Origin of the sequence: Massilia sp. PAMC28688 (assembly GCF_019443445.1) — a bacterium.
In the GTDB taxonomy this organism is placed as follows: Bacteria; Pseudomonadota; Gammaproteobacteria; order Burkholderiales; family Burkholderiaceae_D; genus Telluria_A.
In genome coordinates, this window is the sequence record NZ_CP080378.1 from 3,287,046 (window position 1) to 3,309,505 (window position 22,460).

Annotated in this window: 22 protein-coding genes; 5 read left to right on the forward strand and 17 right to left on the reverse strand. The window is 64.4% G+C overall.

Features of this window, described 5'->3' with window-relative positions; all coding sequences use genetic code 11:
• The first annotated feature begins 37 nt into the window (after positions 1–37).
• Positions 38–1,993, forward strand: a complete 1,956-nt coding sequence (gene flgK / locus KY495_RS14680) for a flagellar hook-associated protein FlgK (RefSeq protein WP_219880143.1) — start codon at positions 38–40, stop codon at positions 1,991–1,993.
• Positions 1,994–2,014: 21 nt separating this feature from the next.
• Positions 2,015–3,235 (forward strand): flagellar hook-associated protein FlgL, encoded by a 1,221-nt coding sequence (gene flgL, locus KY495_RS14685; RefSeq protein WP_219880144.1) that lies wholly within the window; start codon positions 2,015–2,017, stop codon positions 3,233–3,235.
• A gap of 6 nt (positions 3,236–3,241) precedes the next feature.
• Here flgL and KY495_RS14690 read toward each other — a convergent pair whose 3' ends face one another.
• From KY495_RS14690 to fliF, 14 genes are all read right to left on the reverse strand, one after another.
• Positions 3,242–3,637 (reverse strand): VOC family protein, encoded by a 396-nt coding sequence (locus tag KY495_RS14690; RefSeq protein WP_219880145.1) that lies wholly within the window; start codon positions 3,635–3,637, stop codon positions 3,242–3,244.
• 106 nt (positions 3,638–3,743) lie between these two features.
• A complete protein-coding gene (fliR, locus tag KY495_RS14695; protein WP_219880146.1) occupies positions 3,744–4,580 on the reverse strand; it encodes a flagellar biosynthetic protein FliR in 837 nt (278 codons plus the stop codon).
• A 19-nt stretch (positions 4,581–4,599) separates the two neighbouring features.
• Entirely contained in the window at positions 4,600–4,869 is a 270-nt protein-coding gene (fliQ, locus tag KY495_RS14700) for a flagellar biosynthesis protein FliQ (RefSeq protein WP_219880147.1), read from the reverse strand.
• Between the two features lie 8 nt (positions 4,870–4,877).
• A complete protein-coding gene (gene fliP, locus KY495_RS14705; RefSeq protein WP_219880148.1) occupies positions 4,878–5,633 on the reverse strand; it encodes a flagellar type III secretion system pore protein FliP in 756 nt (251 codons plus the stop codon).
• Positions 5,623–6,246 carry a flagellar biosynthetic protein FliO gene (fliO, locus tag KY495_RS14710; protein ID WP_229518310.1) on the reverse strand — a complete coding sequence of 208 codons (624 nt, stop codon included), beginning with the start codon at positions 6,244–6,246 and terminating at the stop codon, positions 5,623–5,625. Before fliO ends, fliP begins: the two co-directional genes overlap by 11 nt.
• The gene (fliN, locus tag KY495_RS14715; RefSeq protein ID WP_219880149.1) at positions 6,243–6,659 is read right to left on the reverse strand and encodes a flagellar motor switch protein FliN; all 417 of its coding nucleotides are present in this window, start codon (positions 6,657–6,659) and stop codon (positions 6,243–6,245) included. Before fliN ends, fliO begins: the two co-directional genes overlap by 4 nt.
• Positions 6,660–6,674: 15 nt before the next feature.
• Complete coding sequence (fliM, locus tag KY495_RS14720) at positions 6,675–7,652, reverse strand: flagellar motor switch protein FliM (RefSeq protein ID WP_219880150.1); 978 nt, start codon at positions 7,650–7,652, stop codon at positions 6,675–6,677.
• Between the two features lie 3 nt (positions 7,653–7,655).
• Complete coding sequence (gene fliL / locus KY495_RS14725; RefSeq protein ID WP_219880151.1) at positions 7,656–8,129, reverse strand: flagellar basal body-associated protein FliL; 474 nt, start codon at positions 8,127–8,129, stop codon at positions 7,656–7,658.
• 175 nt (positions 8,130–8,304) lie between these two features.
• A complete protein-coding gene (locus KY495_RS14730) occupies positions 8,305–9,609 on the reverse strand; it encodes a flagellar hook-length control protein FliK (protein WP_219880152.1) in 1,305 nt (434 codons plus the stop codon).
• Between the two features lie 15 nt (positions 9,610–9,624).
• Complete coding sequence (gene fliJ / locus KY495_RS14735; protein ID WP_219880153.1) at positions 9,625–10,065, reverse strand: flagellar export protein FliJ; 441 nt, start codon at positions 10,063–10,065, stop codon at positions 9,625–9,627.
• A 32-nt stretch (positions 10,066–10,097) separates the two neighbouring features.
• A complete protein-coding gene (gene fliI, locus KY495_RS14740) occupies positions 10,098–11,501 on the reverse strand; it encodes a flagellar protein export ATPase FliI (protein ID WP_219884259.1) in 1,404 nt (467 codons plus the stop codon).
• A gap of 2 nt (positions 11,502–11,503) precedes the next feature.
• On the reverse strand, positions 11,504–12,154 hold the full coding sequence (locus tag KY495_RS14745) for a flagellar assembly protein FliH (protein ID WP_229518311.1): 651 nt from the start codon (positions 12,152–12,154) through the stop codon (positions 11,504–11,506).
• Positions 12,147–13,142, reverse strand: coding sequence for a flagellar motor switch protein FliG (gene fliG / locus KY495_RS14750; protein WP_219880154.1), 996 nt, complete (start codon positions 13,140–13,142; stop codon positions 12,147–12,149). The genes KY495_RS14745 and fliG overlap by 8 nt, the downstream gene beginning before the upstream one ends.
• Positions 13,135–14,811 (reverse strand): flagellar basal-body MS-ring/collar protein FliF, encoded by a 1,677-nt coding sequence (fliF, locus tag KY495_RS14755; protein ID WP_229518312.1) that lies wholly within the window; start codon positions 14,809–14,811, stop codon positions 13,135–13,137. Before fliF ends, fliG begins: the two co-directional genes overlap by 8 nt.
• Positions 14,812–15,071: 260 nt before the next feature.
• Between fliF and fliE the strand changes: the two genes are divergently transcribed.
• The 3 genes from fliE (at position 15,072) to KY495_RS14770 (ending at position 20,211) form a co-directional block, all read left to right on the forward strand.
• Positions 15,072–15,419, forward strand: a complete 348-nt coding sequence (fliE, locus tag KY495_RS14760; RefSeq protein ID WP_219880155.1) for a flagellar hook-basal body complex protein FliE — start codon at positions 15,072–15,074, stop codon at positions 15,417–15,419.
• Positions 15,420–15,863: 444 nt separating this feature from the next.
• Entirely contained in the window at positions 15,864–18,245 is a 2,382-nt protein-coding gene (locus tag KY495_RS14765; RefSeq protein WP_219880156.1) for an HAD family hydrolase, read from the forward strand.
• A gap of 10 nt (positions 18,246–18,255) precedes the next feature.
• Positions 18,256–20,211, forward strand: a complete 1,956-nt coding sequence (locus KY495_RS14770) for a bifunctional 2-polyprenyl-6-hydroxyphenol methylase/3-demethylubiquinol 3-O-methyltransferase UbiG (RefSeq protein ID WP_219880157.1) — start codon at positions 18,256–18,258, stop codon at positions 20,209–20,211.
• Here the strand turns inward: KY495_RS14770 and KY495_RS14775 are convergent, their stop codons facing one another.
• Genes KY495_RS14775 through KY495_RS14785 form a run of 3 tightly spaced genes read right to left on the reverse strand, consistent with a single transcriptional unit; the run spans position 20,212 to position 22,455 of the window.
• The gene (locus tag KY495_RS14775; RefSeq protein ID WP_219880158.1) at positions 20,212–20,973 is read right to left on the reverse strand and encodes a flagellar brake protein; all 762 of its coding nucleotides are present in this window, start codon (positions 20,971–20,973) and stop codon (positions 20,212–20,214) included.
• An 11-nt stretch (positions 20,974–20,984) separates the two neighbouring features.
• A complete protein-coding gene (locus KY495_RS14780) occupies positions 20,985–21,314 on the reverse strand; it encodes an EscU/YscU/HrcU family type III secretion system export apparatus switch protein (RefSeq protein ID WP_219880159.1) in 330 nt (109 codons plus the stop codon).
• Positions 21,304–22,455: a flagellar hook-length control protein FliK gene (locus KY495_RS14785; RefSeq protein ID WP_219880160.1), complete on the reverse strand. Its 1,152-nt coding sequence runs from the start codon at positions 22,453–22,455 to the stop codon at positions 21,304–21,306. Before KY495_RS14785 ends, KY495_RS14780 begins: the two co-directional genes overlap by 11 nt.
• Positions 22,456–22,460 lie beyond the last annotated feature (5 nt).

Sequence of the window (22,460 nt, forward strand, 5' to 3'; positions counted from 1 at the left end):
GCCGTAGACAGAGGTACACCAAAGAAAGAACGCTATCATGGCTGGAAATATTCTCAATATTGGCAAAAGCGGATTGTTCGCAGCGCAAGCGGGCATGTCGACGACCGGCCACAATATCGCCAACGCCAACGTGGCCGGCTACAGCCGCCAGCTGGTGCTGCAGGGTGCCGGACCGGGCCAGAATATCGGCAACGGCTTTATCGGCAGCGGCACCCAGGTCACCGACATCAAGCGCTATTCGGACAATTTCCTCAACAGCCAGGTGCGCACGGCCACGGCCTCGAAGGCTTCGCTGGACGGCTTTTACAGCCAGATCAGCCAGGTGGACAACCTGCTGTCGGACACCACGTCCGGCCTCTCGCCCTCGCTGCAAGACTTCTTCAAGGGCGTCCAGGATGTGGCCTCCAATCCATCGTCGGCCGCCTCGCGCCAGGCGCTGCTGTCGAACGCCGACTCGCTGGCCTCGCGCTTCCAGGGCCTGAACGGGCGACTGCAGGAAATCCGCGAAGGCGTCAATAGCCAGATCACCGCCAACGTCACCCAGATCAATTCCTTTGCCGACCAGATTGCCCAGCTCAATGAGCAGATCGGCAATGCCAGCTCGGCAGGGCAGGGCATGCCCAATGACTTGATGGATGCGCGCGACCAGCTGGTGCTGGAATTGAACAAGCAGGTCAAGGCGACCGTGGTCGCGGCCGGCAATAACAGCATCACCGTGTCGATCGGCAACGGCCAGCCCCTGGTCGTGGGCAAGAAGTCGTTCGACCTCACCACCATGAGTTCGCCCACCGACCCCACCCGGGTGGAAGTGGGTTACATCACCGGCAGCAAGGTCGTGCCGCTGGCGGAAAGCTCGCTCAAGGGCGGCGAACTGGGCGGCCTGTTTGAATTTCGCTCCACCTCGCTTGACCGGGCCCAGAATTCGCTGGGCCGCATTGCCATTGGCATAGCCTACAGCGTCAATGAGCAGAACCGGCTGGGCCTGGACCAGGATGGCAACCCCGGCACCAATTTTTTCAAGGAGCCGCAGCCCTTCATCAGCGCCAGCCGCGACAACAACCTGACCAGTACCGCCACCGTTGGCGCCACCATCCTTGATCCCGGCAAGCTCACCCAGAGCGACTATAAGGTGGGCTACGACGGCAGCAGGTACACCATCACCCGCCTGGCCGACAGCAAGCAGACCGTGTTCGTGCCCGATTCGAACGGCAAGCAGTCAATTGACGGGCTGGAGTTTTCCATCAGCGGGCTGTCGGCGGCCGGCGACAATTTCCTGGTGCGCCCCACCATCAATGGCGCTTCGGCGTTCGGCGTGGCCCTGTCCGACCGTTCCAAGATCGCCGCGGCCGCGCCGATCACCACCAATACGCCCAACAGCAATGCCGGCAGCGCCAGGATTTCGGAAGGCACGGTCAGCAAGGATTACCTTGCCAGCCCGCTGTCCGCACCGGTGACCCTGTCCTACAGCGCCGGTACGGGCGGCCTGTCGGGCTTTCCGCCAGGGCAGGGCGTGAGCGTGACGGCCAATGGCGTGACCACCGCGTACGCGGCGGGCACGGCCTCGATTCCCTTCACCGAAGGGGCCACCTATACCTTTGGCGGCGCCAGCGTGAGCTTTACCGGGGCGCCGGCCGACAGCGACAAGTTCACCGTGGGACCGAACGTGAGCGGCGTGGGCGACAACCGCAACATGCGCCTGATCGGTAACCTGCAAACACGCGGCAGCCTCGATGGCGGCACGGCCACCTACCAGTCGGCCTATGCGGAAATGGTGAGCTTTGTCGGCAACAAGACACGCGAAGTGCAGGTCAATGCCAAGGCCGGCGACGCGCTGCTGACCCAGGCCCGCAATGCCCAGCAGAGCGTATCGGGCGTGAACCTGGACGAAGAAGCGAGCAACCTGCTCAGGTACCAGCAGGCCTACCAGGCTGCGGGCAAGGTCATGCAGATGGCCAGCACCCTGTTCGACACCTTGCTGTCGCTGGGCCGCTAACGGATTATCGGGAAAACTATCATGCGTATCGCCACTTCCACCATGTACGAAGCAGGTACCAGCCAGCTCGGTACCCTGCAAAGCAAAATGGCCAGGACCCAGCAGCAACTGGCCACCCAAAAGCGCATGCTCACGGCGGCCGACGATCCGATCGCGTCGGCGCGCGCGCTGGAAGTGACGCAGTCCAAATCGGTCAACAGCCAGTTCGCCGTCAATCGTCAGAATGCCCGCTCGTCGCTGTCGGAAGTGGAGCTCTCGCTCACCAGTGCGACCACGCTGCTGCAGGATGTGCAGTCGCTGGCGGTGAAGGCCAACAATGGCGTGCTGTCCCAGGCCGACCGCGAATCGCTGGCGGTGGAGCTGGAAGGCCACCTGGAAGACATGTTCGGCATTGCCAACAATACCGACGGCTCGGGCAATTACCTGTTCGCCGGCTTCAAATCGAACACGCCGCCGTTTGCCAAGGTGCCCGGCGGGGCCCAGTACATGGGTGACCAGGGCGGGCGCCAGCTGCAGGTGTCGGCCGCGCGCCAGGTCGGCGTGAGCGACTCGGGCAGCGCCGTGTTTGAAAACAACCGCACCGGCAATGGCACGTTCGTCACCAGCGCGCGCGCCGCCAACACCGGCACCGGCGTCATTTCCTCGGGCGCCGTGGTCAATGCGGCCGCCATGCCCAGCACCGCCTACGAAATCACGTTTGCCGGCAGCGGCAGCGCCACCACCTACAGCGTGATCGACAAGAAGACTGGCCTGCCGCCGCCGGATGCGGTCGGTCCCCAGCCGTATTCGCCGGACCAGCAGATTGCCTTTGGCGGCCTGTCGTTCAGCGTCAAGGGCAATCCGGCCGCGGGCGACAAGTTCGACCTCGACCCGAGCAGCAAGCAGTCGGTGTTCAAGACCATGAGCGACATGATCGCCACGCTGCGCGCGCCGGCCGGCAATGCAGCGCAGCTGGCGCAGCTGTCGAATGGCTTGAACAAGGCCACCGAGAACTTGAGTTCCGCGCTCGACAATGTGCTCGGCATCCGCGCCTCGGTGGGCGCGCGCCAGAAGGAACTGGATACCCTCGACGCCGCCGGCGAAGACCTCGACATCCAGTACGCCGCCACGCTGTCGAACCTGCAGGACCTGGACATGGTGGCCGCCATCACGGAATTTACCCAGCAGCAGATGACGCTGGAAGCGGCCCAGAAGTCCTTCAAGTCGATGTCGGGGCTGTCGCTGTTTAACTACATCGGCTAGGGCAGTTCACCCGGCCGCAACGGGCGTGCACAGTTCCACCAGCGTGCCGTCCGGACAGCGCACATACGATACCGATTGACCCCATGGTTGTTGCTGCGGCGCGGCCAGCTCGGTGGCGCCCGCGGCCAGCGCCCTGGCATGGGCCAGTCCCACATCATCCGTCACCAGCGCGATTTCCATGCCGAGCGGCTGGACCGATTCGGATGCGGCCACGTGACCGTCCGGGAAATGCATCTTTCCCAGCGCATGGTCCGCAAAGGCCAGGGTCGTATCCCCCGTCTCCAGTTCGCCGTAGGTGCCCGAGGCATGCAGCATGCGGCGCCGCAGGCCGAAGGCGGTCTCGAAAAAGCGCAGCGAGGCGTCCACCGCGGGGACATAGATGATCGTATAGCCGAATTTCATTGCCACCATCCTGTGTCGTGAAAGACCACACTGTAAGGCCGGCGGCCGCCCTGAGCAAGGGCCTGATGCCGGGATTGGATGCCGCGCCGCGATGGCAGCATGCGCCTTACTGCGCCGGGGGCAAGGGCGCGGGGACACGCGGCAGGGTGGGCGGGGTACGCTCGAATGCCGCGCGCGGCACGCTGCGGCTTTGCTCGATGCCCCGGTTGAACAGGTTTTGCAGCGGCATCGACAGGTAGGGCAAGGTCTGGCTGAGCAGCAGCAGGCCCACGCCGAGCGAGACCGGAAAGCCGATACCGAAGATGTTCAGCTGGGGCGCGGCGCGGGTGAGAATGCCCAGGGCCACGGTGGTGATCAGGAGCGCGGCCACGATCGGCAGCGACAACTGCAAACCCACTGAAAAAATCGTCGCGCCCCATCGCACCACCTGCAGCGACATGCCATTGGCCACGGGCGTGGCCGAAATGGGCAGGCTGTAAAAGCTCTCGGCCAGTACTTCCAGCAAGACCAGGTGGCCATTGACGGCCATGAAGGCCATGGTCGCAATCAAGGCGAGGAACTGGCTGACGGAGGTGGAGCGTCCCCGCGTTTGCGGGTCAAAGGTCGCGGCAAAGCCCAGGCCCATGGTCATGCTGGCCACTTCGCCTGCCATTTCGACGGCGGCAAACACGATGCGCATCGAAAAGCCCATGGCCGCGCCGATCAGCAGCTCCTGGATCAGGATCAGCAAGCCTGCCAGCGACATCGGATCGGCCGCCGGCGCAGCCGGAATGGCGGGCGCGATGGCCAGCGCCAGCATCACCCCCAGCAGTACCTTGGCGGTGCGCGGAAAGCTGGTATTGCCATACAGGGGAGAGGCGGCGATCAGGCCGAGGATGCGCGTGAGCGGCCACAGGACCGAGGCGATCCACATGTTCATCTCGGCAGTGGTAAACGTGAGCATGGCTACGCCGCGGCGGCCCCTAGCCGATCAGGCCGGGAATGCTGGTAAATACCTGGCGCATATAGTCCAGCATGACCGACAGCATCCAGGGACCTGCCACGATCAGGGCGATGAAGATGCCGACCAGTTTTGGAATGAAGGACAGGGTTGCTTCGTTGATCTGGGTGGCGGCCTGGAAGATGCTGACGACCAGGCCAATGATGAGCGCCACCAGCAGCAGGGGCGCGGCCACCATGAGGGTGATCTCCATGGCGTTGCGGCCGAGGGTCATGACGGTTTCCGGAGTCATCGCGCCTCCTAGTAAAAACTTTGCGACAGCGAGCCGAGGATCAGCTGCCAGCCGTCGACCAGCACAAACAGCATCAGCTTGAAGGGCAGGGCGATCACGGCCGGTGACATCATCATCATACCCATCGACATGAGGACGCTGGCCACCACCATGTCAATGATGAGAAACGGTATGAAGATCGCAAAGCCGATCTGGAATGCGGTTTTCAGTTCGCTCGTGACAAAGGCGGGAATGAGCACGCGCAGCGGAATGTCGTCGGGCGTCTGCAGCGCGGGCGAGCGCGAAATCTTCACGAACAGGGCCAGGTCGGCCTGGCGTGTCTGGCGCGTCATGAATTCCTTGAGTGGCTTGACGCCGCGGTCCATGGCCTCGCTCATCTGGATCTGGTTGTCCTGCAGCGGCTTGTAGGCTTCCACATAGATCTTGTCGAAAGTGGGGCCCATGACGAACAGCGTCAGGAACAGCGCCAGGCCGATGATTACCTGGTTCGGTGGCGACGACTGGGTGCCGAGCGCCTGGCGCAGCAGCGACAGCACGATGATGATGCGGGTGAAACTGGTCATCATCAGCAGGGCGGCCGGCAGGAAGGTGAGCGAGGTGAGCAGCAGCAGCGTCTGCACCGGCAGCGAGTAGGCCGTGCCGCCGCCAGGCGCAGGCTGGCTGTTAAAGGCGGGAATGCCCGTCTGGGCCGCGGCCAGGACCGGCACGGCCAGCACGGCCAGGAGCAAGAGCGCGCGGGCGCTGCGTTGGAGTTTATTTGGCATTGCGCTTGTCGATCGTCTGTTTGAGCCACTCGGAAAAACTGGTGGCCGAGGGCGCATAGGGATGGACGGTGGCGCCGGCGCTGCCCCCGGCGCCTGCTTCCGGTTCCTGGCGCGGCATGGTGGCCAGCGCATTGACGCGGCCGGGCGAGGCACCGACCACGATCCACTGGTCGCCCACTTCCACCACCATGATGCGTTCGCGTCCGCCCAAATTGAGCGCGCCGACAATGCGCAGGCCGGCCGCCCCGGACGCGGGGCGCGGGCCGAAGCGCTTCATGGCCCAGGCGAACAGGGCCAGCGTGGCCAGCACGATCGACAGGCCGATAATGGTCTGGATCAGGCTGCCGGCTGAGGTGGCCACGGCGGGCTGCGCCGGTTGCGGCAGCGCTGGCGCCGTGCGCAGGCGCGGCTCGGCGGGCAGGGTAACGGGTGCGGCGGCAGGTGCGTCGGCAGGCGCGGTGGCCGCGGGCAGTGAGGAAGGAGGGGCGGCCGGCGGCGCCTGAGCAGCCGGCGCGGCCGGCACGGCGGCGGCGGGCGCCGGCTGGCGCGCCAGCGCCGGCGCCGCCAGGACGGCGGCGGCAAGCAGCAGTGCCGGCAGCGCCCGCACCATCATTTGTTCAGTTTTCGAATCCGTTCGGACGGCGTGATGATGTCCGTCAGGCGAATACCGAATTTGTCGTTCACCACCACCACCTCGCCCTGGGCAATCAGGCAGCCGTTGACCAGCACATCCATCGGCTCGCCGGCCATGCCGTCCAGTTCCACTACCGAGCCCTGGGCCAGCTGCAGCAGATTCTTGATGGCGATCTTGGTGCGCCCCAGTTCCACCGTTAGCTGGACCGGAATATCGAGAATGAAGTCGATATCGTTGGGCGTTTCGTTCTTGGTGCCCTTGTTCGAGAAATCCTTGAACACGGCCGCGCTGGCCGTCTGGCTTTGCAGGGCTTCGGCTTCCGCCTTGGCCTGCTCGGCAATGGCCGCACCCCAGTCGTCGTCCATGCTGGTGTCGTCTTGGTTGTCGGACATCATTTTCTCCTGCGATTATTTGATTTCGGCATTCGCCAGTAATTTTTCCACTTTTAGCGCATATTGGCCGTTCAGTACGCCATATGTGCAATCCATGACGGGCACGCCGTCCACGGTGGCCTGGATTTCCTCGGGCACTGTGAGCGGAATAATGTCGCCCACCTTCATGTTCAGGATCTCATCGAAGGATGCCTTGCCGTGGCCGAGCACCGCCACCAGTTCCACTTCCGCCACCTGGATTTGCTGCGTCATCAGGCGGATCCAGCGCTTGTCGATTTCCAGCGCCTCGCCCTGCAGGCTGGAGGTGAGGGCGTCGCGGATCGGCTCGATCATCGAGTACGGCATGCAAAAGTGAATCTGGCCCGACACCGAGCCCAGTTCCACCGTGAAGGTCGACGACACCACCACCTCGTTGGGGGTGGCGATGTTGGCGAACTGGGTATTCATTTCGGACCGGATGTATTCAAACTCGACCGGATAGACCGGTTCCCACGACTTGGTGTAAGCCTCGAACACGATATCGAGAATGCGCATGATGATGCGCTGCTCGGTCTGGGTGAAGTCGCGGCCCTCGACCCGGGTGTGGAAGCGGCCGTCGCCACCGAAGAGGTTATCTACCAGCAAGAACACGAGGCCCGGGTCGAACACCATCAGGGCCGTGCCGCGCAGCGGCTTCATGTGCACCAGATTCAGGTTGGTCGGCACCACCAGGTTACGGATGAATTCGGAATACTTCGATACCCGCACCGAGCCCACCGAGACTTCGGCGCTGCGCCGCAAGAAGTTGAACAGGCCCACGCGCAACAGGCGCGCGAAGCGCTCGTTGATGATTTCGAGCGTCGGCATGCGGCCGCGCACGATGCGTTCCTGGGTCGCCAGGTTATAGGTGCGAACACCGGTGGCCTCCTCCGGCGCGGCAGCGTCGTCCTGGTCGCCGTTGACACCCTTGAGCAGGGCATCGACTTCTTCCTGGGAGAGAAAATTATCGGCCATGATCTACTGGATGATGAAGGAGGTAAACATCACGTCCGACACTTCCTGAGGCGGCCCCTTGTCGAAAAAGGGTTGCTTGACCGCCTCGATGATCTCCTTGGACAATTGCTTCTTGCCTTCCACCGTGCTGATTTCCGAAGCCTTTTTACCGGACAGCAAAAGCAGCATGCGGTTGCGCACATGCGGCATATTGGTCTTGATGAGTTCCACCTGTTCCACGCTCGACACCTGCAGCGTGAACTGGATTTGCAGGTACTGCTCCCCATCCTCCGGCTGCAGGTTGACCGTGAACGGTTCAATGACCACGAACTCGGGCTTTTCGGCTTTCTTCACTTCCTTCTGGCCGTCGGATTTACCCTGGGTGAAGAACCAGGCAGCAGCGCCACCGAGGCCAAGCGCAAGCACGGCCGCCAGAATTATGATCAACATTTTCTTGGACGACTTCGGCGCGGCATCTGCCTTGGGATCAGCTTTCATTTTTGGATTCGCTTTCAAGTGACCTCAACGTGCAATGGAATGGAACGTTTCCTCATTATGTCATTATCAGGAAAAAGTGCGCAGGTGCATTCGTTGAAAAGAAGGAAGAAGCCACCTTAGCTCGTGGCTTGAAAGCAGCATAAGATTCCTGGCAGCCAGTTTTTGGCCCGGGTGCTCAGGCGAAGGTGTTGACCAGGCCGGGCAGTTCACCCACGCGCAGCGGCCGCGCCGCCAGCTGGGCTTCCGCCTCGGCCGCGCTGCCGTTGGCCTGTGCCTGGCCGCTGCCGCGGGCCGTGCCTGGCGCCTGATCCTGGGCCTGCTGGCGGGAGCCGTCATCGACGCTCGCGTTGCCAAGCGAAATGCCGCTCTCGCTCATCATTTCGCGCAGCCTGGGCAGGGCGTCTTCCAGGGCCTGGCGTACTTCCGGCTGCGCCGCGCTGAACATGACGTCGGCGTGATCATTGTTCACATTCAGCACCACCTGCATCGGACCCAGGTCCGGCGGGTTAAGCGTGAGTGAAGCGCTCATCTCTTCGCCACCGACCATGTAAATGATCTTCTGGGCCACCTGGGTGTCCCACAGCGCGGTGCCGACGCGGGCGGCAATCTTGTCGCCGGCGGCGGGGTTGACCGCCTGGCTGACGGCCAGGGATGCCTGCTGCACGGCGCCGGTCAGGGGCGCGCTCACCGGCGCCTCGCCCAGCATGCTCTTGAAGCTGTCGTCGCGGCGCAAGCCTGGCGCCAGGTCCGGGGCGGCGCGGGTGAGCGCGGCAGCCGCGTCGGCCGAGGCACGGGCAGGCGGCTCGTCTGCTGCCGAAGTGCGCGCGAACAGCCCCTGATCCGGGTCGGACGCCAGGTCCGCATCGTCAAGCGCTGTCGTGTCCATGCGCGCCATCATGTTGAAAAACTTGCCGTCCTGCGTGCCCTCGGCCGCCAAGGCCGTGCCCTGCGCGCCAGGCATTGCCGCCTGCGCCGTGCCAGGGACGCCGGCCAGTGCCGCCAGCTGGCCTTCCAGGGCCTTGCCGGCGCCGCCAAGGAGCTTGTCGGCGCTGCGCTGGGATGCCTGAGGCGGCTGGTTGAAACTGGCCACCAGGGCCAGCATGTCCACCACCGGATTGACGGCGCCCTCGGCTGCCTTCTCGGCTGCACCCTCGGCTGCACCCTCGGCTGCACCCTCGGCCTCGCCCCGGCGCGCTTTTCCTTCTGCCTTGCGGCCCTGCTCGGCTGCGGCTGCCTGCCTGGCCGGCGCGGCCTTTTCTGCCTTTTCCGCCTTCTCGGCCTTCTCGGCCGCCCTGGCGGTAGCAGGCTTGGGCGCCGGCTCCGTCTTGGCGCTCGGGGCAGGCTGCTGGCGCTGGGCCACTTCCCGGTTCAAGGCTTGATTGAACGAGGGGCCATCCTTGTCCACGGCACCCTGCTTGCCGCGCGCGGGGCTGGGCACAGGGTTGGGGCTGGAAAAATTGATTGAGATCGGCTTTTGCATGGTGTCGGTAGGTGGTCAGCGTTTGTGATAGGCCTGGCGGGCGGCGTGTTCATCCATCTGTTTCTGGTCGCGCTTGTTCTCGAGCTTGAGGGCCTGCTGGGCCGCGCGGTCGTGCAGCGTGCGGTAGGAAAGGCGCTTGCGCTCGCTTTCCTGCCAGGCCGCCTTTTCCTGCGTACTCTTGTACTGCGCATGCTTGATGACTTCGCGCTGGCCATTGATGGCAATGTCGAGCTTGTCCATGAAGGCGATAAAATTGCGGTAAGCCATCGGCGTCATGCCCGCCACCTGGGCACCCTCGAGCCGCATCGCGTAATCATTGCGAAAGCCGTCGAGCATGGTCAGCTTTTGCTGCGCCTCCTCGACCGCCTTCAGCGCCGCGCCCAGGCGCTTGGCGGCGTCGTCCACTTCGCGCTGGGCCAGCTCGATCAGGGTGTCAAGTGCGGAGGTTTTTGCCATAGTGCATTATTGCACTGGCCGGGGCCCGGCAATTACTCGAATAGCGAGGTAAGTTGCCCCAAGCTCTCGAGCATGCCGACCCGTTCGCCGATTTCCTGGGTCAGGAAGGCTTCAATCTTGTCAATCTTGGCAATGGCCAGGTCCAGGGTGGGATCGGTGCCGGGGGCGTAGGCCCCCACGCTGATCAGGTCGCGCGCGCGCTCGTAGCGCGAATACAGCTGCTTGAGCTTGCGCGCCGCCTGCTGGTGGGCCGGCGAAGTAATGCCGTGCATGGCGCGCGAAATGGACTGCTCGATATCGATGGCCGGATAGTGGCCCGCCTCGGCCAGGCGCCGGTTGAGCACGAAGTGGCCGTCCAGGATGGCGCGCGCCGAATCGGCGATCGGATCTTGCTGGTCGTCGCCTTCGGTAAGCACCGTATAGAAGGCGGTGATGGAGCCGCCGCCCACCAGGCCGTTGCCGGCCCGTTCCACCAGCACCGGCAGCTTGGCAAACACGGACGGCGGATAGCCCTTGGTGGCGGGCGGCTCGCCAATGGCCAGGGCGATCTCGCGCTGCGCCATGGCATAGCGGGTAAGCGAATCCATGATCATCAGGACATTCATGCCCTTGTCGCGGAAGTGTTCGGCAATGGCCGTGGTATAGGCCGCGCCCTGCAGGCGCATCAGGGGCGGGGTGTCGGCGGGCGCGGCCACCACCACCGAGCGCGCCAGGCCTTCCTCGCCCAGGATCTGCTCGATGAATTCCTTGACCTCGCGGCCCCGTTCACCAATCAGGCCCACCACGATGATGTCGGCCGTGGTGTAGCGCGCCATCATCCCGAGCAGCACCGACTTGCCGACGCCGGAGCCGGCGAACAGGCCAAGGCGCTGGCCGCGGCCCACCGTCAGCATGGCATTGATGGCCCGGACGCCGACGTCAAGCGTGTCGACGATGGGGGCGCGGTCGAGCGGATTGGCCGGCCGTGTGTTGATGGGGCCACTGTCGCTCGTGTTCAGCGGGCCCAGGCCGTCCAGCGGGCGGCCCGCGCCATCGACCACGCGGCCCAGCATGCCGATGCCGACCGGCAGGTGGCGTGCGCGGTCGCTGGGGCGGCGGCGCGGGTGCATCACGGCGCCGGGGCGGGGAATCGGCGCTTCGACCGGGAACACGCGGGTGCCGGGGACAATGCCCTCGACGTCCGACTGCGGCATCAGGAACAGGCGCTCGCCGTCGAAGCCGACCACTTCGGCCTCCACGTGGGCGCCGCTGGCCATGGGAATGGTGCAGGCCGCGCCCACGGCCAGGCGCAGGCCCACGCATTCCATGACCAGGCCGGCCACGCGCGTGATGCGGCCTGACAGCTGCATGGGCTCGACGAATCCGGCCAGCACCGTGCAGTCGCGCAGGTAAGCGCTCCAGCGGCCGGTGTGGGGATCGCGCTCTTCCCCGGCCATGCTCAGGCCAGCCACTCGACGTCGTTGCGGCCCAGCGAATTGGCCAGGCGCTGCCAGCGCGACGACGCCTGGGCGTCAATCTGGTTGCTGGCCGTGTCGACCTTGCAGCCGCCGCGCTCGATGTGGCTGTCTTCCACGATGCGCCAGCCGCTTTTTTCGAGGTCCTCGCCAATGCCTTCCTTGACGATGTCGGCGTCGAGCGGATGGAGCAGCAGCGTGGCCGGCTGCTGCACCACCGGCAGGTAGCCGACGGCCTCGCGCACCAGCGGGATGATCAGTTCCGGCTTGACTTCCAGCGCCGTGCGCAGCATGCCCTTGGCCAGCTGCAGTGCCAGCTCCAGCACGTCGGTGGCAATGGCCTGGTCGGCCTGGGCCAGGGCGCCGCTGAAGCTCTGGGCTACCGTCTTGAGATGCTCGAGCTCGACCTGCGCCTCGGCCCGGCCGATGGCCAGCCCCTCGGCGTAGCCGGCCTGCACCCCCTGGTCGTGGCCCTGGAGACGGGCCTGCTCGCGCAGCGCTTCCAGTTCGGCCTCGCTGGGTGGCTCGGGCGGGGGCGGGGCGCGCTTGGCCAGCGCGCTGGGGCGGTCGTCGCCGAAGGAATTCATCTCCCAGCGCTGGTAGGCGGTCTGCATCTCTTTTGGCGTATCAGACAAACGAATCCTCTCCTTTTCCGCCCAGGACGATCTGGCCTTCGTCGGCCAGGCGGCGCACGATCTGCAGGATCTGCTTCTGCTGCGCTTCGACTTCCGACAAACGTACCGGGCCCTTGGACTCCAGGTCTTCGCGCATCATCTCGCTGGCGCGCTGGGACATGTTCTTGAAGATCTTCTCGCGCAGGTCCTGCGAGGCGCCCTTGAGCGCGATGATCAGCATTTCCGATTGTACTTCGCGCAGCAAAAGCTGGATGCCACGGTCATCGATATCGATGATGTTATCAAAGACGAACATCTCGTCCATGATTTTCTGGGCCATGTCGTTATCATAGTTCTTGATGTTGTCCATCACAGAACCTTCCTGCTCGCCGCTCATGAAGTTGAGGATTTCGGCCGCTGCGCGCACGCCGCCGAGCGACGACTTCTTGATGTTCTCGTTACCCGACAGGAGCTTGGTCAGCACATCGTTCAATTCGCGCAGGGCGGCCGGCTGCACCCCGTCCAGGGTGGCGATGCGCAGCACCACGTCATTGCGCAGGCGGTCGGTGAAGTTGCCGAGGATCTCGCAGGCCTGGTCGCGTTCCAGGTGGACCAGGATGGTGGCAATGATCTGGGGGTGCTCGTTGCGGATCAGTTCAGAGACCGAGGACGCATCCATCCACTTCAGGCTCTCGATGCCGGAAGCGTCCTTGCCGCCCAGGATGCGCGACAACAGGACCGACGCCTTGTCGTCGCCCAGTGCCTTGGTGAGCACCTGGCGGATATATTCGTCCGAATCGAGGCCCACGGTCGAATTGAGCTCGGTCTGCTGGCGGAACGAATCGAGCACCGACACCACCTGTTCGTGCTGCACCGCCTTCATGGTGGCCATGGCCGCACCGAGCTTCAGGACCTCGCGCGGACCGAGGAACTTCATCACCTCGGCCGCCTCAGTCTCGCCCAGGGCGAGCATCAGGATGGCTGCCTTCTGGATACCATTATCATTCATTCGCGCCTACCCATGCCTTGACTACATTAGCGACGACCCGCGGGTCTTCCTTGGCCAGGTTCTTGGCCATCTGCAGATTCTCGCGATAACCCTGGGCCTGGCCGGCCTCCATTTCCTCGAGCTGGGTGCGGGCGATTTCAGCCTGCACTTCCTCTTCCGGCGTCTGCACGCGCGGCGGCGGCAGCGGCGGCACATCCGAAATCTCGTCCAGCTTGCGCAGCACCGGGCGCAGCATCGGGCGCAGGATGCGGAAGAACAGGTAAGACAATACCACCAGTGCGGCCAGAAACTTCAATCCTTCCTTGATCTTGGCAATGGTGTCGGCATCCTTCCACCACGGGATCGGCTGGGGCGGCGGCACCGGCTTGTCGACGCCATCGAACGGCGCGTTGGTTACGTTGAGCGTATCGCCGCGCTCCTTCGAGTAGCCCATCGCTTCGCGCACCAGGTCATTGATCTGGGCCACCTCGGCCGCCGACAGGGCCTTGACCGTCACCTTGCCCGTCTTTTCATCGACGATGCGGCGATAGTTCACCAGCACGCCGACCGTCAGGCGCTTGATGCCGCCCATGGGTTTCTGCTCGTAGCGGATAGTCTTGTCGACTTCAAAATTGGTGGTCGAATTCCTGCTGGTCGGCCCGGCGGCGGCAGCGGCGCCCGGCTCGGCGGCGCCGCCATCGACCGGTGCCGTGGCAGCGCCCGGAGGCTGGTTCGACAGCGCGCCCGGCACGCCGGCGGCGGCCGTGGCCGACAGGCCCGCTTCCGACGTGGTCTGGCTGCGGATCGACTGCGGCTCGGGCGGCGAATTGGGCTTGTAGCTTTCGGCGGCCGTATCGACCTGCGCGAAATCGATCTCCGCAGTCGCCTCGGCGCGCACATTGCCCTGGCCGACCAGGGGCGTGATCAGGGACTCGACCTGGCGGATGATGCCCTGCTGGATCTGGGTCACATATTTGAGCTGGTTCGGATCGAGCTGCTTGGCCCCATTTTGCTTGCTGGTGTCCGACAGCAGATTGCCGTTCTGGTCCACCACCGTCACGTTCGACACCGGCAGTTCCGGCACGCTCGAGGCGACCAGGTGCACGATGGCGCTGACCTGGGCATGGTCGAGCACGCGCCCGGTCTGCAGGTTGAGCAGGACCGAGGCGGTCGGCTTTTGCTGGTCGCGCACGAACACGGAAGGCTTGGGCAGGGCCAGGTGGACGCGGGCCGAACCGACCGCGCCCAGCGACTGGATGGAGCGCGCCAGTTCGCCCTCGAGCGAGCGCTGGTAGTTGACCTGTTCGTGGAACTGGGACACGCCCAGCTTCTGGTTTTCCATCAGCTCGAAGCCGACATTGCCGCCCTTGGGCAAGCCTTCGGCGGCCAGCTTGAGGCGGGCATGGTGGACCTGATCGGAGGCGACCAGGATGGTGCCGCCGCCCTCCGAGAATTTGTAGGGAATTGCCATCTTGTCGAGGGACGCGGTGATGGCGCCGCCATCCTTGTCGCTGACGTTGGCAAACAGGACACGGTATTCGGGTTGCTGGCTCCACATCCACACGCCGGCCATGATGGCCAGCACCACGGCAATGCCTATGCCGAGCAGGAAATTCTTGCCCATGCTCGTCTGCAAGAACGAAGGACGGGTGTTGCCTGCGAAGTCATCTGCGGTTGCTGCTGCGGCCATAATTGCTTTCCAGGGGCAATGTGCCCAACGAGTCGGTGGATCCCACGGCGCAAGGGCGCATGCAATGGGGCTCAGTGGCAATTATGGCGGGCCTGGTCCGAAATCAAATCCTCAAACAGAGAGGGCTTTCACCCCTTGCTCCAGCGAAATTGTAGCGTAGGGACTGCTATTCTGGCAGCCTGAGATTGCATGTATGGAGAGTGTACATGCGGGTGGAGGCAGTTGTCGCGTCCGCCAGGGCCATGGAACGGGAGAACGACATGAATGTAGGCGCGATCGACAAAGGGCGGATTGAAGCGATGATCGCCCAGCTCAAGGCGGCGGCGACCAAGCCGACCGGTGCGCCGGAGATCGCCCCGGTTGCCGGGGAAGCGGGCACGGCCAAGGTCAACTTTGCGGACGCCCTGAAGAATTCGCTGGGCGAAGTGAGCGAAGCGCAGAACAAGGCCAGCGCCATGGGGCGCGCGTTCACGATGGGTGACGACTCGGTCAGCCTGTCGGACGTGATGGTATCGATGCAAAAAGCGAGCATCGGCTTCCAGGCCACGGTACAGGTGCGCAACAAGATGGTATCGGCGTACAACGAAATCATGAACATGTCGGTATAACAAGCACCCAATCAATTTCCCCACACCAGGGTCAGACCACTTAAACGCACCAAAAACAATTTCCTCACGCCAGGGTCAGACCACTTAAACCTACGAAAATCAATATTTCACGTCAAAATCCACCCTATGTTTGCTGCTCAACGGCATGTTCGTTGCAATCTATTCAGTCGTCGACGGTAGGTGCAGGTCACAGTTGCCGGCTTGCAGTGGCTATGAACCGTTTCCTTGATATGCAATATCTTTTTACTGTCCAGCAGTGAGCCGCCGGCACTAAAAGTGAGTAGGGGAATCGATTTTCGCGGTGGTCTGACCCTGCAGTTGGGATATTTCTTTTGGTGCGTTTAAGTGGTCTGACCCTGGTGGTAGGAAAGTAGTTGGGGTGCGGGCAGTTGAATGCGGTGGGGGCAAGTGTTATGGTTGAGGCGAACTTTCTTCAAGGCGAATATGGCAGAGAAATTGCAGGCAAACGCGCTCGACAGCAGCTGGCTGCCGTCCCATCAGAACGTGAAGGTCTTGTCGCTCGATTGCTTCGATACGCTGCTGTGGCGTAAAGTCAGCGCACCAACCGATGTGTTTTTCAGCCTGGCCCGGAGCGAGGTGTTCACCCGCATGGGCCTGAGCGCGCCCCTGCGTGCCAAGGCCGAGGTGGCCGCGCGCCGCATCAGCTGGATCAATTTTCAGACCGCCGAGGTCTCCCTCGAGCAGATTTACCGCCAGGCCGTCCCCCACGCCAGCGAAGCCGAGCTGGCCGAACTGGCCGCCGCCGAGCTGGCCTGCGAGATCGCCCATTGTTTCGTCTATCAGCCAGTCCATGACCTGATCGTGCAGGCCAAGACGCGCGGCATGAAGGTCATTGTTGTCAGCGATACCTACCTGTCCGAGCAGCAGCTGCGCACCCTGCTGTTTTCCTGCATGCCCGCGCTCGAAGGGCTGATCGACGCCGTCTACGTCTCGAGCGCCCACCTGCTGTCCAAGGGCGACGGCATCTTTCGCAAGATCCTGCCGCAGCTCAAGGTCAAGCCGGAGCAGGTCCTTCACCTGGGCGACAACAAGGATGCCGACCTCCTGAGCCCTTTGCGCTTCGGGATGCAGGCCGCCCACTTCGTGCACCACCACGAAGACACCCGCCGCATCCTCAGCGCACGCCTGCAGGTGGCGGCCCAGCTGCTACCCGAGTTGCATCACCGCGAGCCGGTGCCGAACTACTATCAGGCGCCGGTCGCTTCGTCGCGCCAGCCCGACCAGCTCAGCACCTTCGGCTACGTCAGCCTCGGCCCCATCCTGTATGCCTTCGCCGACTTCGTGCTGCGCGAAGCGGCCCGCCGCGGCGCCGGCGGCCAGGCGGTCAGGATCGGCTTTCTGCTGCGCGACGGCTTCTTGCCCAGCAAGGCCTGCGCCACGCTGGCCGGCGCGCCAGTCGGCACGGAACTCAATATCAGCCGCTTTACCGCCATCGCCGCTTCGCTCGCAACGCGCGAGAGCGTGGTCAGTCTCCTTTCCAAGACTCTGAACCGCGACAACCTCGATGTGCTCACGCGCCAGCTGCTGCTGCCCGGCGCACTGGCCGACAGGATCCTGCGCCAGGCCGCCAAAGCCGACCTCCCCGAACGCGAATTTTCGCGCCTGGTACTGCAGCAGGAAGCGCTCAATACCATCTTTGCGCAGTCGCGCGCGTTTCGCCGGCGCCTGGTCACCCATGTGCGCAAGGTCACCGGCGTGCAGCCGGGCGACACGCTCATGTTCGTCGACCTGGGCTACAGCGGCACTGCCCAGACCCTGCTCAAGGAAGTGTTCAAGCAGGACCTGGACGTGGAGCTGACCGGCTGCTACCTGATCGCCGATGAAGTCATGCCGCATCAGAGCGACCGCAAGGGCCTGATCGACGCCGCCACCATGGATGGCCGCATCGTGCAGGCATTGACGGGCAATTACATTGCCGGCTTCGAGATGCTGTGCACGCAGGACGCGCCAAGCACCGTCAATTACACCGAGGACGGCGACCCGGTATTTTCCAGCACTGCCCTGGGCGGCGCCCAGCAAAGCGCGGTGACCCGCATCCAGCAGGCCTGCCTGCAGTTCATCGCCGACATGCGCGACACGCCGGCCGCCCACAAGCCACGCCCTGAGCCGCGCCAGATGGCACAGGGAGCGGCCATCGACCTGGCGCGCCTGCTGTACTTCCCGACGCCGATGGAACTCGATTGCCTGAACAGCTTCCAGTTCGATTTCAATCTCGGCACCGACAAGACGATGGCACTGTTCGATGCCGACGCCGGCCTGCGCGCCATGCGCACCCAGGGATTTGGCTACATGAACGCGGGCCTGGACGACATGCGCACCAATTACACCATGGAGCTGCGCGCGCTCGATCTGTCGCTGTCGGTGATGCTGTTTTCGCAGAACCGCTTCGGCTTTGACATGCAGCCGGCCAGCGCCTCCTATCGCCAGGAAAAGCTGCAGGTGATGGTCGCCAACGCCAGCGAGCACACCATGCAGGAGTTGGTGGCCACGGCCACCTACGATGGCTTCTTTTCGCTGATCGTGCCGCTGTCGCCATCGTTCAACGTGGGGGTCATGATGGGACAGAATTATGCATGGGTGCAGATCGACAGCGTCCAGCTCATTACCGATAATAATCTCACCCGTGGCACGGACATGGAGCCGGGCGACGCCGTCCTGTTCGACCAGATGCAGCATGCCGACAATGGCCTGTTCCAGGTCGACGCCGGTGGCCTGGTGTACCTGCCCGGCAAGTTCACCTATGGTCCCAAAATGATGTGCCGGATTATCTTCCGCCCCATCGCCTACGTGGCCCGGACCAGCTGAAGGAGCGACGATGGCAACTTCAGACGTGCAGCAGCTGGTGGCAATGTTCGGAGCAGGGCGCGTGCTCTGCGTGGGTGGTAACGATCCGTCCCTGGCCTCGCAGTTGCTCCAGCGCGGCGCCCAGGTAGCGACGGCCGCCGGCATCGAGCAGCTCACCGGCTGGGACAGCGCCGCGCGCTACGATTACATCGTGGTCGAAGCGACGGCCATGATGGAGGTCGGCACGCTGCAGTCGTGCTTCGAGGTGCTCGCGCACGTGCAGGCGCGCTGGGTGGTGGTGCGCTTCGCGGAGCATCGCCAGCTGATCCTGGCCAGCCGCGAAAGCGCGCGCGCGTCATGGGAAAATGCTGCCATCAAGTCCGGTTTCCGGCGTGCCCCGCAGGCGGTGGCGGTGGAGCGCTACCGTACCGAATGCGAAGACGTGCAGGTGCCGATGCTGCTCGAGTTCGAGGTCATTCCCCGCCAGGCACTGGAAGCTTTCCCGTTCGAGCAGCTCATGGCAGAGCGCGATCTGCACATGGACATGTCGCGCGAAGCCGGTGCCCGGGCCGACGCCCACATGGTGCGCTATGCGCTGGCCGCCAGTCTGGTACGCGAGGGCGACACGGTGCTCGACTGCGCCTGCGGGCTGGGCTACGGCAGCGCCATCCTGGCCGCGCAGTCTGCCGGCAGCCGTTTCATCGGCGTGGATATCGACGCCGGGTCCTCGGCCTACGCGAGCGCCAATTTCTCGCAGCAGTATGGGGTCCAATACGTGACCGCCAGTGCCACCGACCTGGCCTTCCTGGAAGACGACAGCGTCGACCTGATCGTATCGTTTGAAACCATCGAGCACTTGCCCGACTATGCCCCGTTCCTGGCCGAAGCGCGCCGGGTGCTGCGTCCCGATGGCCGCATCATCGCCAGTGTTCCCAACCTGTGGGTCGATGAAACGGGGGAGGATCCCAATCCCTGGCACTTCCACTGGTTCGATTACCCCAAGTTCCGCGACACGATGGGCCAGTACTTCCTGCTCGAGGAACGCTGGGACCAGGTGGCGCCGGGCGGCTTCAAGCTGTGGGATTGGCCACGCAGCATGAACAAGCTGGCCCTGGATGCACCGGCGGCGGAAACCGAGTGGCTGATCCTGGTCGGCTCGGTCGACCCGCTGGTCAAGCAATCGGCACGCCCTTTCACCAATCCGGAGGCATGGGGGCGCGACGCCCCGGCCGGATGCGCGGTGGTGGATATCGCCACCCACTACGACAATCCCTGGCTGTACCGCACCCTGGTGCGCATGGGCGACCGCCTGCGCGACCGCGACGCGCTGACCGACCTGGCCGCGCGCGCGCTGGGGCAGGTGCCCATGGCCAGTGCCGACTTTGGCGGCGCGCTCACTGTCCTTGGCTACGCCTTGCTCGATCATCCGCGCTCCGAGCACGTGGCCGACGTTTTGGGGCTGATCGATGCCTACCTTGAACAGGATATCGATAATCCGCACCTGAGGCGCTGGCAGATTTCAGCCGCCTTTGTCGCCGGCCGCCTGGCGATGGCGCGCGGCGAGCGGGATCTGGCGCGCGCCTACCTGGGCGCCGTGGCAGGCGCCGATTTCATGGCCTTCGGCCCGCTCCTGGCCACCAAGACCATTGCCGCTTCTTTCCACCTGGGCGCGATGGCGCTGGCCGACGGCGACGAGGCGGCCGCATCGCGCCATTTCCTGGACGGGACCGAGGCGTGCCGGCGCGCCCTGCACGCGCCTGATCTGAATGCCATTGGCGACCCGGCCGCGCCGTATTCGTTCGGCTTCACAGAGCTGGGCGAAGTGGCCGACATGGGCGCGCAATGCGCCATGGCGGCCAAGCTGCTGCCGCTGCATGCGCGCAGTCCGGGACTGTTCTGGCAGAAGGTCGATACCCGCAAATTCGGGCTGGTGTCGTGGGCGCTGGCGCTGGAAAAGGAAGTGGCGCGCCTGCGCCGGCAGGGCTGATTACGACAGTCCGGCCACGCGCGCATTGCGCTCGCGTTCGAGTTTGGTGATGTAGCGCTGCACCATGGCCAGGTTGCCGCGCGAAATATCGATGAATTCGCAGCCCAGGCGGCGGTTGGTCTTGTTGTTCAACAGTGTCATTTCCAGCGCATTGCGCACCTGCAGGCCGGTGCTGACCATGCCGATTTCCGGCAGGTCGATCTTGCAGTCGCGGTAGGTCAGGCCCATGGTACTGCCCAGCACCAGCTTGTTGTCGAGGATGGCGATGCCGCCGCAGCTGATGTCGGCCAGCGGCACGATGGTGCTGCCACCTCCCAGTTCCGGCGGCAGCGGGATGATGGCGCGCACGGGATTGCTGACCGGCGTGGCCATGCGGTAGAACTCGCGCCGCTGCAGGCGGATCAGCGTGGGCGGAATCTCGGCCACCAGCGCCGGGCCACCGTTATGGGTGGTGCTCTGCATCTGGCCTTCGGTGGAAAACAGGATGCGGATCTTGTCGAGCGTGGTTTCGTACTGCAGTCGCTTCGATTGCAGGATGCGGCGGTTTTGCTCCGGGTCGATCGAGCAGTCGAAATAGACGGTGTTGCTGTCCGGGTCAACGTCCAGGATCGAGGTCACGCATACGTCGGCTTCGCCATGGACCAGCATGCGGATGAGCTGGTTCTTCTCGCCGATGGCGCGCAGCAGGGCCACGATTTCGCGGCGCGAATCGACTTCAAAATCGTGCCAGTTTTCCAACCGAGTATCGTCTGGTGTCTGCATCGGCTCGGCCGCTATGGTGTATCAATGAATCGGGGTGCATCGGTGAGCTTGCTGCCAAGCATTCCTTGTGCGGATTCAACATGATATAGCCAGGCCAGCAGTTCCGCAATCGCGCGGTACAGTGCCGGGGGAATCTGTCGGTCCAGATCAACATTCATTAGCAGCGCGACAAGTTCCTTTGATTCGTGCACGAACACCCCGGCCGCGCCGGCGCGCTCGATGATTTGTTCGGCGATCAGGCCCTTGCCCTTGGCCACCACCTTGGGCGCGCTTTCGCCCTCGCGGTAGGCCAGGGCCACGGCGCTTTGCTGCTTGCGGACGGTCCTGGCGTCAGTCATCATCCGCCCCGCTGCGCGCCATGCCGATCGACAGCGATGACAGCGGCGTGCCGGCCGCCTCCATGGCGCTGGTCAGGCGCGCCGCATGCGCCTTGAGCAGGCTGCCAATGTCGCTTGAGCCGGTCTGGATCTCGATCTGGCACTGGCCACCGGCCATCACCACCGTGGCTTCGATCTCGCCCAGCAGCGGCAGCCGAAAGCGCATGCCGCTGCGCCAGGTGGCCGCTTCTTCCTCGTCCTGGCCGCCGCGCTGTTCGGGCGCATCCTTTTCGATTTCCCAGCGCATGTCCTGGCCCGGCACCAGCTGCCCCTGCCACAGCACGCGCGACTGTTCCTGGCTGGTGAGCTGCAGGTTGATGAACTGGGCGGTGGCCGGGTCGGTCGGCGCCGTGGGCGCGCGCGTGGTCTGGGGTTCGCGCAGCAGTTCACCCATGGTGCGCGTACCCTCGGCCCATTCGGCCAGGTGCGACTCGTAAAACAGGCCGCTCTGGGCCACTGTCTGCTGCAGGCGCGAAGCCAGCTGCGCCGGGTCGGGCGTGCCCTTGGCCATGAGCGGCTCGGTACCCTGCACGGCCCCGCTCTTGTCGCTCGCCTGCTGGGCGGCGGCGAGCACGCTGCTGATGATGCGCCCGGCCGCCGAAATCGCCGGCCCCTGCGTGCCGGGGCCGCCTTCGGCCAGGGCCTGGCCTTCGGTGAGGCTGGCCGCGGCCTGCATGGCGGCGGCCTGCGCCAGTCCCGCCGCCGCGCGCCCTGCCAGCATCTGGCCGGGGGGCGTGTCGGCGCCGTCGCCCTGGGCGCCAGGTGGCAGGTAGATGGTGGCGGGCAGCGCTTCGCCGTCACCGGCGGTGATCTGGAAAGTGGGGCGGGGATTGGTGCTGATCAGGGTGAGCGGCACCTCGGTGCCGACCTGGGAGCCGGGCGGGAGCATCATACGCACCGGGTTGCCGGCCACCTTGACGACAAACTGGCCGTCGGCCAGGCGCGCCAGTACGGCGCCTGTCATCGACTTGCCCAGCAGCGGCGTCATGGAGCGCTGGAAGGCTTCCTGGCGCGCGTCGGCGACGCCGTCGGTGCGCGCGGTGGCGTCAACCTTGCCGACCGGGCGGACAGTGGAGGCGGCGTTAAAGTCCGAACGCAGTTGCATGCTTC

Coding starts and splice junctions, on each gene's coding strand:
- fliP (WP_219880148.1), bottom strand. CDS start 5,633: ATGCCAAATAAACTCCAACGCAGCGCCCGCGCGCTCTTGCTCCTGGCC.
- fliG (WP_219880154.1), bottom strand. CDS start 13,142: ATGAATGATAATGGTATCCAGAAGGCAGCCATCCTGATGCTCGCCCTG.
- fliF (WP_229518312.1), bottom strand. CDS start 14,811: ATGGCCGCAGCAGCAACCGCAGATGACTTCGCAGGCAACACCCGTCCT.
- flgL (WP_219880144.1), top strand. CDS start 2,015: ATGCGTATCGCCACTTCCACCATGTACGAAGCAGGTACCAGCCAGCTC.
- fliQ (WP_219880147.1), bottom strand. CDS start 4,869: ATGACTCCGGAAACCGTCATGACCCTCGGCCGCAACGCCATGGAGATC.
- fliO (WP_229518310.1), bottom strand. CDS start 6,246: ATGATGGTGCGGGCGCTGCCGGCACTGCTGCTTGCCGCCGCCGTCCTG.
- fliM (WP_219880150.1), bottom strand. CDS start 7,652: ATGGCCGATAATTTTCTCTCCCAGGAAGAAGTCGATGCCCTGCTCAAG.
- KY495_RS14690 (WP_219880145.1), bottom strand. CDS start 3,637: ATGAAATTCGGCTATACGATCATCTATGTCCCCGCGGTGGACGCCTCG.
- fliL (WP_219880151.1), bottom strand. CDS start 8,129: ATGAAAGCTGATCCCAAGGCAGATGCCGCGCCGAAGTCGTCCAAGAAA.
- flgK (WP_219880143.1), top strand. CDS start 38: ATGGCTGGAAATATTCTCAATATTGGCAAAAGCGGATTGTTCGCAGCG.
- KY495_RS14730 (WP_219880152.1), bottom strand. CDS start 9,609: ATGCAAAAGCCGATCTCAATCAATTTTTCCAGCCCCAACCCTGTGCCC.
- KY495_RS14780 (WP_219880159.1), bottom strand. CDS start 21,314: ATGATGACTGACGCCAGGACCGTCCGCAAGCAGCAAAGCGCCGTGGCC.
- fliJ (WP_219880153.1), bottom strand. CDS start 10,065: ATGGCAAAAACCTCCGCACTTGACACCCTGATCGAGCTGGCCCAGCGC.
- KY495_RS14785 (WP_219880160.1), bottom strand. CDS start 22,455: ATGCAACTGCGTTCGGACTTTAACGCCGCCTCCACTGTCCGCCCGGTC.
- fliN (WP_219880149.1), bottom strand. CDS start 6,659: ATGTCCGACAACCAAGACGACACCAGCATGGACGACGACTGGGGTGCG.
- KY495_RS14775 (WP_219880158.1), bottom strand. CDS start 20,973: ATGCAGACACCAGACGATACTCGGTTGGAAAACTGGCACGATTTTGAA.
- KY495_RS14765 (WP_219880156.1), top strand. CDS start 15,864: ATGGCAGAGAAATTGCAGGCAAACGCGCTCGACAGCAGCTGGCTGCCG.
- fliR (WP_219880146.1), bottom strand. CDS start 4,580: ATGCTCACGTTTACCACTGCCGAGATGAACATGTGGATCGCCTCGGTC.
- KY495_RS14770 (WP_219880157.1), top strand. CDS start 18,256: ATGGCAACTTCAGACGTGCAGCAGCTGGTGGCAATGTTCGGAGCAGGG.
- fliI (WP_219884259.1), bottom strand. CDS start 11,501: ATGGCCGGGGAAGAGCGCGATCCCCACACCGGCCGCTGGAGCGCTTAC.
- fliE (WP_219880155.1), top strand. CDS start 15,072: ATGAATGTAGGCGCGATCGACAAAGGGCGGATTGAAGCGATGATCGCC.